The 16,174-nt window shown below is 32.8% G+C and carries 12 protein-coding genes; 10 read left to right on the top strand and 2 right to left on the bottom strand.

Translation table 11 applies throughout. The annotated features are described in order from the left end of the window. Positions 1-63 precede the first annotated feature (63 nt). The 5 genes from OZP09_RS08655 (at position 64) to OZP09_RS08635 (ending at position 4,906) form a co-directional block, all read left to right on the top strand. Complete coding sequence (locus OZP09_RS08655) at positions 64-417, top strand: DoxX family protein (protein ID WP_269237440.1); 354 nt, start codon at positions 64-66, stop codon at positions 415-417. A gap of 280 nt (positions 418-697) precedes the next feature. Beyond that, positions 698-976 (top strand): DUF2805 domain-containing protein, encoded by a 279-nt coding sequence (locus OZP09_RS08650; RefSeq protein ID WP_007803893.1) that lies wholly within the window; start codon positions 698-700, stop codon positions 974-976. A 97-nt stretch (positions 977-1,073) separates the two neighbouring features. Further along, on the top strand, positions 1,074-2,927 hold the full coding sequence (locus OZP09_RS08645) for a M61 family metallopeptidase (protein WP_281310614.1): 1,854 nt from the start codon (positions 1,074-1,076) through the stop codon (positions 2,925-2,927). 216 nt (positions 2,928-3,143) lie between these two features. Beyond that, entirely contained in the window at positions 3,144-4,151 is a 1,008-nt protein-coding gene (locus OZP09_RS08640; RefSeq protein ID WP_269237439.1) for a 3-oxoacyl-ACP synthase III family protein, read from the top strand. A gap of 83 nt (positions 4,152-4,234) precedes the next feature. Then, entirely contained in the window at positions 4,235-4,906 is a 672-nt protein-coding gene (locus OZP09_RS08635; protein WP_281310757.1) for a copper homeostasis protein CutC, read from the top strand. A gap of 91 nt (positions 4,907-4,997) precedes the next feature. Here the strand turns inward: OZP09_RS08635 and OZP09_RS08630 are convergent, their stop codons facing one another. Further along, a complete protein-coding gene (locus tag OZP09_RS08630; protein WP_269237438.1) occupies positions 4,998-7,406 on the bottom strand; it encodes a TonB-dependent receptor in 2,409 nt (802 codons plus the stop codon). Positions 7,407-7,688: 282 nt separating this feature from the next. Between OZP09_RS08630 and argS the strand changes: the two genes are divergently transcribed. Next, the gene (gene argS, locus OZP09_RS08625; RefSeq protein ID WP_269237437.1) at positions 7,689-9,467 is read left to right on the top strand and encodes an arginine--tRNA ligase; all 1,779 of its coding nucleotides are present in this window, start codon (positions 7,689-7,691) and stop codon (positions 9,465-9,467) included. 283 nt (positions 9,468-9,750) lie between these two features. Continuing rightward, the gene (locus OZP09_RS08620) at positions 9,751-10,458 is read left to right on the top strand and encodes a hypothetical protein (RefSeq protein ID WP_269237436.1); all 708 of its coding nucleotides are present in this window, start codon (positions 9,751-9,753) and stop codon (positions 10,456-10,458) included. Between the two features lie 72 nt (positions 10,459-10,530). Here the strand turns inward: OZP09_RS08620 and OZP09_RS08615 are convergent, their stop codons facing one another. Further along, on the bottom strand, positions 10,531-11,433 hold the full coding sequence (locus OZP09_RS08615; protein WP_269237435.1) for a DUF6607 family protein: 903 nt from the start codon (positions 11,431-11,433) through the stop codon (positions 10,531-10,533). Positions 11,434-11,538: 105 nt separating this feature from the next. On the opposite strand from OZP09_RS08615, the gene OZP09_RS08610 reads away from it, so the two are divergent. The 3 genes from OZP09_RS08610 (at position 11,539) to OZP09_RS08600 (ending at position 16,030) form a co-directional block, all read left to right on the top strand. Further along, on the top strand, positions 11,539-13,605 hold the full coding sequence (locus OZP09_RS08610; RefSeq protein ID WP_269237434.1) for a TonB-dependent receptor plug domain-containing protein: 2,067 nt from the start codon (positions 11,539-11,541) through the stop codon (positions 13,603-13,605). 26 nt (positions 13,606-13,631) lie between these two features. Next, positions 13,632-14,231, top strand: coding sequence for an HmuY family protein (locus tag OZP09_RS08605; protein WP_269237433.1), 600 nt, complete (start codon positions 13,632-13,634; stop codon positions 14,229-14,231). A gap of 269 nt (positions 14,232-14,500) precedes the next feature. Beyond that, positions 14,501-16,030, top strand: a complete 1,530-nt coding sequence (locus tag OZP09_RS08600) for a DUF8696 domain-containing protein (protein ID WP_269237432.1) — start codon at positions 14,501-14,503, stop codon at positions 16,028-16,030. The last annotated feature ends 144 nt before the right edge of the window (positions 16,031-16,174 follow it).

The raw sequence follows: 16,174 nt of genomic DNA, 5'->3' as shown, positions 1-16,174 counted from the left end.
AAAAAATCATACTTAAGAAAAAGTCCCTGAAAATTATTAAATTAGTGCTAAAATCAGATTAGTATGGATTTACCCTGGCATTTGTATTTAATGGCTTTTCTTTATATTGCTGCGGGGATTAATCATTTCAGATCTCCGAAGCTGTATCTAAAAATCATTCCTCCTTATTTTTCTAATCCCAAATTATTAAATATTTTAAGTGGAGCTGCCGAAATAATTTTAGGTTTTCTCCTTACGCTTCCATTTTTGAGTCACTTTGCTGCATGGGGGATTATAGCGTTGCTTCTTGCTGTGTTTCCTGCTAATCTTTTTATGTATCAAAACAAAAAAGCAGGTTTTGGTTTGCCAAAATGGATCTTATTGTTACGCTTGCCATTACAGCTTTTGTTGATTTTATGGGCTTATCAATATACTTAAGTAGTTGTATAAAATCAGATTTGCATTGCTTTCTTTTTTGGAAGAATATAGAATTCTGTAAATTATAGTAGCAGGAATAAAAATGTATTCAAAGAGATTTAAAATAAAAAAAAATTGAACAGAAATATCTCAAAATACACATACTCTAAAAAAAATCTAAAATCAATAAAAAAAATATATCCAATCTGATCAACTAATTATTTTTTTTATTAATATTGATACTTAATTTGAAAATCAATCTATTAATCATTAACCTCTATTTTGAATTAATTTTCACGTGATGAAAAAGAGTAACCGCAAAGAATTGAATTGGGAACAAACTGAAAAGCTTGTTTCGTTGGCATTAGAAGAGAGAAATCCATTCGAAATTATAAAAAAAGAATTTGGATTGTCAGAAAAAGAAGTTCTGGAAATAATGAAAAAGAAAATGCCTCTTGAGAAATTCGAGATGTGGAAAAAGAAGGCAATTGCAAATAAACCAAAGCCAAAACCAGTTAAAATAGACGATTTTGATGAAGATCTGGACGGGAAATACTATATAAAAAATAAATTAGACTAAATGAAAACTCCTGAATTGCAGGAGTTTTTTTATTTATATCTTTACTGTAACAGTTTTATAATTTGTAAGACTCATATAAAAATTAAACTTTTAATAAATGAAAAAAATAATTTGCACATTAGCGCTTGCAGTTACCTTATGGAGCTGTAAAACAGGGACGTCAAGTGCAGCGAAGGAAAACGTTGCTGTAAATATTAATCTTACTGATGTAAAAGATGATAAAGTTTTGGTTACAGTAACCGCACCTCAGATAAAAACTGATGAAGTGATTTACAGTATACCTAAAACTGTTCCCGGGACTTATTCTACAGATAATTACGGGAAATATTCAGATGATTTTAAAGCTTTTGATGTAAAAGGGAATGCGCTAAATGTAAAAAGGATCGATGATAATTCATGGTCAATTTCGGATGCAAAAAAATTGAAAACAATTACCTATTTGGTTGGTGATACTTTTGATACAGAAAAAGGAACGGGTTTTGGTAATGATGATGTGTTTTCTCCAGCCGGAACAAACATAAATGCCGGAATCAATTTTATGGTAAATACGCATGGGTTTGTTGGATATTTTCAGGATAAATTAGATGTTCCGTATAAAGTTACCATCACACATCCGGAAGCACTTTGGGGAGCAACTTCAATGACAGATGAAGATGCAAGCAAAACAAGTGATGTTTTTACAACACCTCGTTACGCTGTTTTGGTAGAGAATCCAATTATGTATTCTAAGCCTGATTATACTACATTCAATGTTAACGGGATGGATATTCTGATTGCGGTTTATTCTCCAACCGGAAAATTCACTGCAGAAAGTATTACGCCGGAAATGAAAACAATGATGACGGCACAAAAAAACTTTTTAGGCAAAGTAAATGCTACTAAAAAATATACCGTTTTATTGTATTTGTCAAGTATGGCAAAGGATGATGCGCATGGCTTTGGTGCTTTAGAACATCCAACAGTTACTACAGTTGTTTTACCTGAATCGATGCCGAAAGAGAAGTTAGTTGAGTCGATGAAAGATGTAGTTTCACACGAATTTTTTCATATTGTAACGCCATTGACTATTCACTCTAAAGAAATTCAGTATTTTGATTATAATGCTCCAAAAATGTCTGAACATTTGTGGATGTACGAAGGTGTAACAGAATATTTCGCGAATCTTTTTCAGATTAATCAGGGCTTAATAGATGAAGCTGAATTTTATACCCGTATTGCGGATAAAATCGAACAGGCAAAAAGCTTAAACGATACGATGTCATTTACAGTGATGAGTAAAAATGTACTGGAGCAGCCTTACAAAGATCAATATTTAAATGTATATCAAAAAGGGGCATTAATCGGAATGTGTATTGATATTATCATCAGGGAAAAAAGTAATGGTGAGCGAGGTATTCTTGACCTGATGCATAAACTATCTGAAGAATACGGAGTTGAAAAACCATTTAATGACAATGAACTTTTTGATAAAATCACAAAATTGACTTATCCTGAAGTTGGGGAATTCCTGAAAACCCATGTTGCCGGAACGACTCCTATTCCTTATGATCAATATTTAGCTAAAGTGGGCGTTACAAAGTCATCTGAGAAAAAAGCGGGTTCAGTTTTCATAAAAGGGCAGGTGCCATACATAGGAGTTGATCCAAAAACGAAACAAATAAGTGTTCGTCCAGATGTTGAGTTAAATCCGTTTTTTACTAATCTGGATCTAAAACCAGGAGATGTAATTTTATCAATAAATGCTAAACCATATACTTTAGACAATATATATGATTTAATTGGTGAGAGTGAAAACTGGAAAGAAAATGATCCCATTACTGTTCAGATAAAAAGAGCCGGTGCTGATAAAACAATAAAAGGTACAGTAAAATTACCTTACGAAGAAAGTGAAACGTTTAAAGCTACAGATGCTTCAAAAGAAAAACTTAAAAACGCCTGGCTAAAAGGATAGTAAAATAAATTAAGCGAAGCCCCTAAAATGTACTTTTTAGGGGTTTTGTTTTGTTTAACTTTAATAAACTGTTTTTTGAAAAAGGACTAATTTGAAATAAAATGTTTTTTAAGATGCAGAAAATTGTCAATTGCGAAAAAAATGGTAATTTGTATACTAATGTTTTAAAGTATACTTAAATTTGCATTCCAGTTTTTAACTAATAAAAAAGAGAGTATGTATCATTCAAAAATTGCGGGCTTAGGATATTATGTTCCTTCAAATGTGGTGACAAACGATGATTTGTCTAAGATTATGGATACCAATGATGAGTGGATTCAGGAACGCACCGGAATTCAGGAAAGAAGACATATTATTCGTGGTGAAGACACTACAACTTCGATGGGGGTCAAAGCTGCTAAGATAGCAATTGAACGTTCCGGCGTAGCCAAAGAAGATATAGATTTTGTAGTTTTTGCAACATTGAGCCCTGATTACTATTTTCCAGGACCCGGAGTTTTAGTACAGCGTGATTTGGGATTACGGACTGTAGGGGCATTAGACGTTAGAAATCAATGTTCAGGTTTTGTGTATGCAATTTCTGTTGCGGATCAATATATTAAGACCGGAATGTATAAAAACATTCTGGTAATTGGTTCCGAAGTACATTCAACCGGGTTAGACATGACCACACGCGGACGCGGGGTTTCGGTAATTTTTGGAGATGGGGCAGGAGCGGCAGTTTTAAGCCGTGAAGAAGATTTGTCAAAAGGAATTTTATCAACTCATTTACATTCTGAAGGGCAGCATGCTGAAGAACTTGCTTTGCAGGCTCCGGGAATGGGGGCACGCTGGGTAACTGATATTATTACAGATAATGACCCTAATGATGAAAGTTATTATCCGTATATGAATGGACAATTTGTGTTTAAAAATGCAGTTGTGCGTTTTGCAGAAGTTATAAATGAAGGCTTAGAATCAAATGGTTTGCAAGTGTCGGATATTGATATGCTGATTCCGCATCAGGCAAATTTAAGAATCTCGCAATTCATTCAGAATAAGTTCAAATTATCAGACGATCAGGTTCATAATAATATCCAGAAATACGGTAATACAACTGCAGCGTCTATCCCGATTGCTTTAACAGAAGCATGGGAGCAGGGAAAAATCAAATCCGGGGATACTGTTGTTTTAGCAGCTTTTGGAAGTGGATTTACCTGGGCAAGTGCCATTATCAAATGGTAAGTTAATTTGCGTAAATTATATAAAACCTGTTTCGCTTTGAAGCAGGTTTTTTTATATTTGGTTCAATTGAATTCCTTTATATGATGAAAAAAAATCAACTCGAAATAGCCTGCTTTAATTATGAATCAGCTTTGATTGCACAGGATAACGGTGCTGACCGAATCGAATTGTGCGAGAATATGAAGCTTGGAGGTACAACTCCAAATTATGTTTTAACGATCAGGGTGCGTGAAAAACTTTCCATAAAAATGCATGTGATCATAAGGCCCCGAGGTGGAGATTTTTTTTATGCAGATGAGGAAATTGCCGAAATGAAACAAGATATAAAACAGTTTAAAAAGCTAGGAGTTGATGGTTTTGTTTTTGGGATTTTAAATACAGATTGTACTATCAATAAAAAGAAAAATCTGGAACTAGTCAATTTGGCCAGACCGCTTCCGTGTACTTTTCATCGGGCTTTTGATGTTGTTAAAAATGTTGAGCAGTCTTTAGAAGATATTATAGATTGTGGTTTTAAAACGATTTTAACCTCCGGACACGAAATAAACGTTGAAGAGGGAATTTTTAATCTTGAAAAGATTCAAAAATTAGCCGGTGACAGGATTGAAATTATGCCTGGAGGCGGGTTACGATCTTCAAATGTTAAATTATTACAGGATAGATTAGAACCTACTTTTTATCATTCATCAGCTATTACTGATGATACAGAAACAGCAAATCCCGAAGAAGTAAAAGAAATCCGGAATTTTTTATAAAAGTTAATTCAATAAAAAAGGCCTGAAGCTGGCAAACTTCAGGCCTTTTTCTCTACAAGTGCTAATTAAAATAGTAAAAAAGTTAAAGCTTTTAAAACATTCCGCCAGCATCTTTACTGGTATTGTCATCTCTTTGTTTACGTTGTAATTTTTTGATTTTTGCACCACCAAAGTTGTAAGTTAAACCCAGGTAAACCGTTTGACTTTCCCATGTAAACTGTCCTGATTGAGGATAAGGATATTGGGTATCAAAAGCATATTTCATAGTGTTGAAAACGTCATTAAAACGTAAGCTTATATTCATTTTGTTGTCTAATAATGTATAACGTGAACCAATATCAATTTTATACATTTCTTTTCTTTTCTGCTGTACATCTTCAACCGGTCCTCTGTAAAATCCGAATAATAAAAAGCTTAAACGTTTTGTGGCCTTGAAGTTAGAATTCATACGGGCGTTGAATGCTGCCATTGTAACTGTTCTCTCCTCTGCAGTGCTTTTTGTGGTTTGTGTTTCATCATATTTAAACACAACTCCTTGCTGATTAATGCTTGAAAAGTCGATAGAAGGCTGAATATCCCACCATTTTATAATTTTGTAATTTAAAGAAACTTCAAATCCATACGAAGTATTATGATCATAATTAGTAAAACTCATAATTTGTTTATTTGGATTTAATTCATCTGGTCTTAAAGTTCTGCTAATCGGATCGTTAATACTTCTGTAAAACACACCTGTAGTAAAGCTTCCTTTTTCTAAAGTCTTGGTATAATTTAATTCTACAGAATTGGTAAACTGTGGTCTCAAGTCCTGATTTCCAAATGAGGTAACCAATGGAGTTGAAAACTCACGAATCGGTTTTGTCTGTTCTAAACTTGGGCGATCAACACGACGGCTGTAACTCAACTGAAAAGTGTTTTTTTCGTTCAGATTATACGTTAAATAAGCAGAAGGATATAAAGTAATATAATCATCATTAAATATTTTATAACCGTAGTTTAAATTGGATTTAAGATTATAACTTTCAAAACGCGCCCCCAGTTGATAACTGAATTTTTTAAATTTCTGACCAAAAGTTACATAAGCTGAATAAATATCAGTATCATAGATATAATTAGATACAGGGAATTCAGCAAACGGATTTTCAGTTGCATAATTATTCTCTGTTTTCGTTATTCTGGCTTCAGCTCCAGCCTCTAATGTCGTTTTTTCATTTAAAGGATTTATATAATCCACATTCAAAGTACTTAATTTACGTTTGTCATTTATGAAATCATTATAAACATTTCTGTTGGATGTATTATCTGTTTTTATGGTTTCTGTATCAAAAGAAGCATTCTGAGTTTCCTCTGTAGTACTATAATTTCCTTCAAAATCTAATGTGTGGCCTTCTTTTTTAAAGATGTGTTTATAAGCCAGATTATAAGTTCCGGTTTTGTTCGGGCCTTCATATCTTCCTTTTTGATATACATTACTAATTTCTTCCGGTGAATTAAAGTAATCAATATCAGTATTTACAAATCCAAGTCCTGTTGCTTTATTTTGTGTACTATAAAAAGATAATGTATTATGATCATCAATTAAATAATCCATTCCGATTTTATATAAGTATGAATCATTTTTATTAGAAATGTCTAAGTTTTGGATAGTGCTTTTATCTGTTTTTTTGATGAAGCCATCATTAAAATAAGTACCGAAGTTAGTTCCGCCGTTTCCAAAGAAATTTACTTTACCGGTTTTATAATTCAAATCTAATGACTGATTGTATTTCGCAGTTTCCCCAAAGGTTATTCCACCGCTATAACTTCCGTTAAAACCGTTATTGGCATTTTTGTGCAAAACAATATTGATGATTCCCGACATTCCCTCAGGGTTATATTTCGCACTTGGGTTGGTAATCAACTCAATTTTTTTGATAGAAGTCGATGGAATTTGTTTTAATAATTGCGCTGGATCAATATTAGAAGGACGTCCGTCAATTAATACACGTACATTGTCATTTCCGCGAAGCGAAAGCTTTCCGTCCTGATCTACATTCACAGACGGAATATTATTCATGATGTCAGATGCCGAAGCCCCTGCTGTGGTTAAATCTTTCCCAACATTGATTACTTTACGGTCGATTTTCTGCTCAATTGTAGAACGTTCAGCAACAATATTTACTCCTTTTAGCTGCGTTGCTTCTTCTTCAAGAGATACATTAACCATAGCTGATTTTTTGTTGTCACTTAAAATTACAGATCCTATATATTTTCTAAAACCAATATACTGAATTTCGATTGTGTAACTTTTTAGGGCAAGGTTTTTCATCGTAAAATCCCCATTGTCATCTGTATTTACTCCGGAAACGACTTTTCCGTTGTCTTTAATCGAAACCGTAGCATAAGAAATAGGAGCCTTATTCGATTTTTCAATAACTTTCCCGGATACCGTTCCCGTATTCTGGGCATGAGTTGTTGCAATTACTCCCAGTAATGCGAACAATAAGAGTTTTAATTTCATAATTAGTTAGTTGATTATTTTGATTTGATTGATGATTGTTTTGAAATTTGATAATAAGACCATTTTACTAATGATTTGTTACAACATTTTACAGAAAAAAGCTAAAATTTATTTATAGTACCTGTTTTATAATACATTAGTGTTTTGGTTTTTTGATAATTTCAACAATTTGTACTCTCGTTTTTTTAAGAATTTCTAACTCTTTTTTGCTATTTAATATGTTTTTCGTTTTCTCAAATTGATGAATAAGCAGTATATTTGCTCACCTTAAAAAAAGTTTACATGTCATTATCACAAATTCTTACTCCTTCTATACAAAACGCCATTCAGGCATTATTTGATGTTACTGTCGATAAAATCGAATTTCAGGCTACGCGAAAAGAGTTTGAGGGCGATATTACGATGGTGATTTTCCCTTTATTGAAATTGACGAAAAGCAATCCTGTCGAATTAGGAAATAAAATTGGAGATTACCTTGTTGAAAATGTGACCGAAGTGGCAAGATTCAATGTTGTTTCTGGTTTCCTTAATATCGTGATTGCAGATCGTTATTATCTGAATTTCTTCAATGAGATACGGGACAATACCAAGTTTGGTTATGTAGCTCCAAATCCTGATGAGAAAGCGATTATGGTGGAGTATTCTTCTCCAAACACCAATAAACCTTTGCACTTAGGGCATGTACGTAATAACTTATTAGGTTATTCTGTTGCTGAAATTTTGAAAGCTTCTGGTAAAAAAGTATACAAAACACAAATTATCAACGACCGTGGAATTCATATCTGCAAATCGATGCTGGCCTGGGAGAAATTCGGAAACGGAGAAACTCCGGAAACTTCAGGTTCAAAAGGGGATAAGTTAGTAGGAAAATATTATGTTGAGTTTGATAAAGCTTATAAAGGTGAAATCAATCAATTAATGGAAACCGGTAAAACGGAAGAAGAAGCAAAAAAACAGGCACCCATTATAGTTGAAGCGCAGTATATGCTAAAGAAATGGGAAGCCGGGGACGAAAAAGTAATTGCACTTTGGAAAAAAATGAACCAATGGGTGTATGACGGTTTTGCTACAACTTATACCAATCTTGGAGTCGATTTTGATAAATATTACTACGAAAGCAATACGTATTTATTAGGAAAAGATGTGGTTCAGGTTGGACTTGATAAAGGTGTTTTTGAAAAAGATCCTGATGGTTCAGTCTGGATTGATTTGACAGATGAAGGTTTGGATCGTAAAATTGTATTACGTTCTGACGGAACTGCTGTTTATATGACACAAGATATCGGAACTGCAATTCAGCGTGTAAAAGATATGCCGGATGTTGGCGGAATGGTTTATACCGTTGGAAATGAGCAGGATTATCATTTTAAAGTATTGTTCTTAATCCTGAAAAAGTTAGGTTTTGACTGGGCTTCAAGTTTATATCATTTGTCATACGGAATGGTTGATTTACCATCCGGAAAAATGAAAAGCCGTGAAGGAACCGTGGTAGATGCCGATGACCTGATTCATGATATGACGGCAACAGCCAAACAAATCTCTGAAGATTTAGGAAAACTCGACGGTTATTCTGCTGAAGAAAAGGCCAAATTGTACAAAACAATTGGACTTGGCGCATTAAAATATTACATTTTAAAAGTAGATCCAAAAAAGCGTATTTTGTTCAACCCGGAAGAATCTGTGGATTTTGCGGGTAATACAGGTCCGTTTATTCAATATACGTATGCCAGAATTCAATCTATTATCCGTAAAGCCGATTTTGATTTTTCTGCTGTAACGACCATTGAAGAGTTGCACGAAAAAGAAAAAGAGCTGGTAAAACTAATCCAGCTTTTCCCGGAAATAATTCAAAATGCTGCACAAAATCATAGCCCGGCTTTAATTGCGAATTATACGTATGACTTAGTAAAAGAATACAATTCATTTTATCAATCAGTACACATTTTAGGAGAAGTTGACCTGATTAAAAAGATTTTCAGAGTACAGCTTTCGCAAAAAGTGGGTGAGGTCATCAGATCTGCTTTTACTTTATTAGGAATTGAAGTTCCGGAGAGAATGTAGATTAAATTATATTAAAAAGAGCCGATAGTTAATATTATCGGCTCTTTTTTTATGCAATGTTTTTCTAATAATGATATTGGTAATCTTAAAATGTTGTGAACAATTATCGTTTATAAAAACATAAATTAAGGTTTGCAAGTGTTGATTTTATGCCTATGTTTGCGGTAAGAAATCATTTATAAATTTATTAAAATAAATAAATTCACTGTTTAATAATTCAATAACTGAATGTCGAGGACGCTGAAAATCGTAAGAGTAAGCAATAATTTAAACCTAATATCAAATGATTAAAAAACAAACTATTTTATTAATGTTTTTTCTAACATGCTGCGCCATAAATGCGCAGGAATTGGTGGCGCCGTCTTATGGATTTTCTCACAGTGAAACTGCCTATATCACTTTGGCAGATGGAACTGAAATTAATGGAACAATTAAAGATATTGACAGAGACGAGGGATTAATAGAATTTATAAAACTGCAGGATGGAGCAGGAAAAAAACATAAATTAAAACCTGAAGATATAAAATTCATGTATTTGCCACCAAGTGGACTTGATAATTTAGGGAAGAAATTAAATTTTGCTTCAGACTTCAAAAAATGGAATAATGAAAAACTAAACCAGACTTATTTAAATGATGGTTATGCCTATTTTGAAACTACTGATGTGAAGATTAAAAAGAAAAACACTAAATTATTGATGCAGCTTCTTAATCCTTCATTCAGTAAGGAATTCAGAATTTATTGTGATCCGTATGCCAAAAAAACAGCTTCATTAGGAGTAGGCGGAGTAAAATTTGTTGGTGGGGATATTAAATCTTTCTATGTGGCAAAAAAAGATGAGCCAGCATTTCTATTAAAGAAAAAAGATTATAAAAAAGAGTTTTTACCATTATGGAAAAGTTGTGAAAAATTAATCACAGAATCAGCAGCAGATCCAAAATGGACTGATTTAACAAAGCATGTAATTACATACTCTGAGTGTGTACAGTAATTTTCTGTTTACAAAATAAAAAGAGCCGATAGTCCTAAAACTATCGGCTCTTTTACAACTAACAAAACATTTTTATTTTACAAACTTTTGGATAATAGCATCAGTCTCTGATTTTGCAGCATCTGGTTTCAAATCAAATAAAAGGGAATAAAGTGTTTTTTTCTCTACTTTGGCTTCTAAGTTTAAATCCTGATGCCTGTCAAAAAGAGTTTGCCATTTGTCACGCACATTTTTCCAAAGGACATTATTTTCCTTCCACCATTTTTGTCCGGCAATACATTTACTATCCGGAACTTTAGTATAAATGTCCATTCCTTTTTCCTGCGCCAGCAAAACATCTTTTCCACTGTCATCACGGATCAATTTGTCATTGTCCTGTTCATGGTTCCAACCCGTTGCAGTAATTTCATGAATGTTTCTTCTTTTTAAAACGTTATAATCATTACGTTTTGTATGTTCTCTTCTTGGCAGCGGAGCATCCGTTACGTTTGCCCAATAATCCTGTCCATCCACATGTACCCAGGTTGCAGTTCCTTCATATCGTGGACTGTCATCTACCTGATATACTTTTTGAGTCCATTGTCCTTTTACAGCTTTTTTATCCAGTTTTTTATATTTCCAGGATGTGTTTTTATCGAACAGATATAAATCCGTGTTTTCATACAGCCAGTCTTGTCTCCAGTGCTTGATGATCATATTGTCACTTACAATTAATAAATGCTGCATGACAATTTTATTTGGTGTGTCCTCAACCAATTCCACCCATTCTAAAGCAGACTCATGCTTTGTCTGTGATGGTTTATAAGAAGCTGAATCCTTTGCATACTGAAAAGTTTCTGCAAAATTAAATTTCACTTCATAGCATCCACACATGGATTTTATCGATTTAATATCCTGTTGTTTTTTATCCTGACTGAATCCAAGACTGCAGGTTACAGCCGTAACGGCTAATAAGTAGAGGCTTTTTGTAATCATAACTGAATTATTTAGTTTAAAAATTTTTACAAATATATAAAGTTTATTTAGAACAAATAAAAATAATTATATATTTGCACTTGTTATTAAGACTGAATAAAAATAATGAAATTAAAATTTACCCTTTCTACACTGTTTGTTTTTTGTCAAATTACAATTGCTCAGCAAATGCAAAAAGATAGTATTGAAACAAATGAATTATCGGAAGTTAAAGTAACAACAGCAACCAGAACAGAGAGGGTAATTTCATCATTGCCTTTGCCAATGACAATTATTACGGCTGAAACAATTACAAAGACTGGTGTTACGAGATTGAATGAGATTTTAAATGAACAAACCGGTATTATCCTAATTCCTGATGAAAGTGGTTTTGAAGGCATTCAAATACAGGGACTGGACGCTGCTTACACCATGATTTTAATTGATGGGGTTCCGCTTGTAGGGAGAAGTTCAGGTGTTTTGGATTTGTCCAGGGTTTCGGTTGGAAATATAGAAAGGATTGAAATTGTAAAAGGGGCTTCGTCTGCCTTGTATGGTTCTGAAGCCATGGGAGGTGTAATTAATGTAATTACAAAAAAGCCTAAAAAAGATATGTTTTCAGGAAGCCTTTCATACAGGTACGCTACATTTAATACTAATGATGCTAATGCAAACCTTCTTTGGAAAAAGAAGAAATTCTCTGCTAATCTTTTTGCCAATTTTTATGCTACGGATGGTTATGATTTAGATAAAAGTACGCTTCTGAAAAATGTAGAACCGTTTTACAATTTTACCCTTCAGCCGAAAATATACTATGACTTTTCAGGGCATTTAAAATTAATTGTCAGCAACCGTTTTTATGACATGAAAATGGATAATAAGGCTGTGATAGATTCTGAAAATTACCAAGGTGATGCGACAGAAAAAGAATGGAACTCGCAAGTAAAATTGGAGCATAAATGGAATGATAAATTCTATTCTGAATACGAATTATATGTTACAAATTATAAAAATGACTCTTTTTTAAATGATCAGAATGATGTTCGTTATGAGGATTCATATTACAATCAATGGCTTTTTCGCCCTGAAATCAGGACAACATTTTCTCTGAAAAATGATAAAATTACAGGAGGGATAGGGGTAAATTATGAAACTTTAGACAGAACGTATTTTGATCAGAGTGTAAAGTTTAATTCTCAATATGTTTTTTTACAATATGACTGGAATCCAACAGAAAAGTGGAATATCCTTGCCGGATTCAGATACGATAATCATAGTGAATATGCTTCGCAGTTTAGCCCAAAACTGGCCGTTAATTATAAAATCAATAATAAATTTTCTTTAAAATCTTCGGTAGGATATGGTTATAAAGCACCAGATTTCCGTCAGCTGTTTTTCGACTTTACCAATCCATCAGTTGGGTATACGGTTTTGGGTTATAATGTTGCAGAGTCACGTTTGAATCAATTTGAGGAGGAAGGTCAGCTTTTATCAAGAGTGGCGGGAATTAATTTTGATAAACCACTAGAAGCAGAGAGCTCCATTAATTTCAATTTTGGAACTTATTATAAAAGAAATAAACTCAGAATGGAAATTAATGCTTTCTACAATACTATTAGTAATTTGATTGATACACAGATTATAGCTACAAAAACAAACAGTCAGAATATTTTTAGCTATTCCAATTTCAATACAATTTTCACATACGGTATTGAGTACAATTCAACGTACAGTTTTACAAAAGAATTCTCTTTGTCATTAGGATACCAATATTTAATTGCTAAAAATAAAGACGTTATTGACAATTTTGAAGACTACCAATATATCCGTAATTCAGAATTGCAAACGGTTCAAATTAATAAATCAGATTATTTCGGATTATTCAACAGGTCCAAACATACAGCAAATATGAAGTTTGCTTATACTTTTCCAAAAATTAAAACAGATGTCAATCTTCGTGTTTTCTACCGTAGTAAATATGGGTTGTTTGATAGTAATGGAAATCAGATTCTTGACAAATACGACACATTTGTAAACGGTTATTTAGTAACCAATTTATCAGTTTCAAAATATATAATCGATACAATAATGCTTCAGGCAGGAGCTAATAATTTATTTGATTACACAAATCCGGGACAGATTCCTAATATCGCCGGAAGACAACTTTTTGCAAGAATCCAATATAATTTTTAATCAATATTTATTTAAACACTTTTACCATGAAAACACAATTCTTAAAACTTTCATTTTTAGCATTATTTATTTTTGCAGCATCTTGCAGTAGTGATGATGATAATAACGATACGATTCCGGCAGTTGAAACTAAAAAAGTTTCTGATCTTGATGCTTCAAAAGCAGGATATACAAAGTTCAGTTTTTCAGAAAATAAAGTCGTTACCACAGATAATTGGGATGTAGCTTTCAGTACTACAACTATTATTGTAAACGGAGGAGTCAAAATGACTGATGCAGAACCAAACAGAACTGGATCTGGTGCAGCCAGTATAGTTTCGGGAACATTTGCCAGTTTAATTTTATATCCAGAGGCTTCTGCTTTTGTTCAGGATGCAGCTACTGTTTATGCAATTCCTAAAGGAAGTGGAAAAGGCTGGTATAACTATGATATGAATTCTCATATTATTTCCCCAATTGCAGGAAAAGTTTTTGTTATAAAAACTCATGATGGTAAATATGCAAAATTCGAAATTTTGAGCTACTATAAAGGAGCTCCCGTAACTCCAGACCCTTCAAAAACGGAGGATACCGGGTTTTATACTTTTAATTTTGCATATCAGGCGAATAGTACAACTACATTCTAATAAAAATAATTTAGACCTCGGATAATTTATTTATTCGAGGTGTTTTTTAATCAATATTAATTTAATATGAAGAAGGTTACTTTTGCTGTATGCTGAATTTTATTTTAAGCTTTCGTTTCATAAATAGAAGTCTAAAATAAATTTTTGAAACAGATAAGAATAATTTTCTTGTTTAATCAATCATAATTATGAAAATAAAATTACGATTATCAATTTTTGTATTACTAATGAGGCTATTTGCTATTTCTGGCTATTCTCAAACCCCACAAATGATTTCAATAAGCAATTTAAAATATACAAATGGTAGTGCAATACCAATTGGAACACCAATTAAAATTGCTGAGGGTGGCAGTGTTTCTGTAACTTTTGATTTGGGAATCAATAATCCTGGCTTTGCATTAATACAAGGCGGAACATTATCTGTTTATAGTAAGTTTAATAGTAGTACAAATATACAGCATGTGTCAATTTTCTTTGGTCAAAATGCTATATCAGGAACTGTGAGTAGACAATGTACAATAGAGTTAAAACCTATACATTTCCCTTCAGGTAGTGGATCTATTTATGCGCAATTTTCACCGGTAAATAACAGTCCCATTTTGGGAACAAGTGTAAATGTAAAAACAGTTCCATTAATAACTAGTAACTATATTATAGGAAATCAAACAGTTTATGTAGGGGATTCTGTAGGCTCTATAAATGGACCAGCTCCAAACGGTGGCGATGGATTATATACCTATAGGTGGCAGCAAAGGATTGGAAGTGCGGGTGCATGGACTAATATACCAGGAGCAACAGGTGTTACTTTTCAACCTACAAATCTTTCAGTTTCGACAATATCATATAGAAGAATTGTTACATCATTATTCGGGACACTTACTGATGCAAGTAATGAAATAACAGTTATAATATTGCCACCTGTTCCACCTATACAAAATAATACAATTAGTTTAAATGGATCTACAATTTTAGGGAGTTTACCAACAGAAGGTAGTGGGACGTATGAATATTCCTGGCAGTTTACAAGTGATGAAATAGGGGGAATATATGATTTTCATGATGAGAAAGGACAAAATTTAGAACTTCCTTCTTGGGTATATACAAATGCTGTAGGAGGTGTTTATTCAGGTCTCTATGTTATCAGAGTTGTAAAATCTGGAAATAGAGCTATTTCGAGTAACAAATTATGGATCCCACCTTTTCCAGTTACAGAAAATAATACAATTAGTTTAAATGGATCTACAATTTTAGGGAGTTTGCCAACAGGAGGTAGTGGGACGTATGAATATTCCTGGCAGTTTACAAGTGATGAAATAGGGGGAATATATGATTTTCATGATGAGAAAGGACAAGATTTAGAACTTCCTTCTTGGGTATATGATCCTAATGTAGTAGGGAGTGCCTATTACGGTATGTATGTTACCAGAGTTGTAAAATCAAAGAATTTACCAGTATCAAGTAATATATTGAAAATTCCTTTTGCTCCAAACGAGAATAAAATTGCCTCAAATGTGGCAAACATTCAAAGTGATTTAATTTTAGAGGAACTAACAACAGTATCTCCAAATCCAACATCAGAATCAATAAATTTCTCAACTACTTTTTCTACAGAGAAAGATATAGAAATTATTGTCTATTCGGAAAGTTTACCAAATACAAAATCGGTTTTTAAGGGACGTGTTATACCAAATCAGATCGTAAATTGGAATATTCCATCCAATTATTCAAAAGGAATTTATTTCTACAAGATCTTATCCGACAATAATGAAGTAAAATCCGGAAAATTTATTTTCAGGTAAAATATATTTAACTTTTCAATTAGTTAATAACTTGGTTTTTTTTATTTTTTTTTGATAGAGGTTAGAATTTTTTCTAACCTCTTTTTTATGAATTTATAATTCATTTTCAGAAATACGATAAGCAAAAATGACAGATTAAAACTT

Source organism: Flavobacterium flavigenum (genome assembly GCF_027111255.2).
In the GTDB taxonomy this organism is placed as follows: Bacteria; Bacteroidota; Bacteroidia; order Flavobacteriales; family Flavobacteriaceae; genus Flavobacterium; species Flavobacterium flavigenum.
Note: the sequence above shows the minus strand (reverse complement) of the source record. Positions and strands in the feature narration are given on the sequence as shown.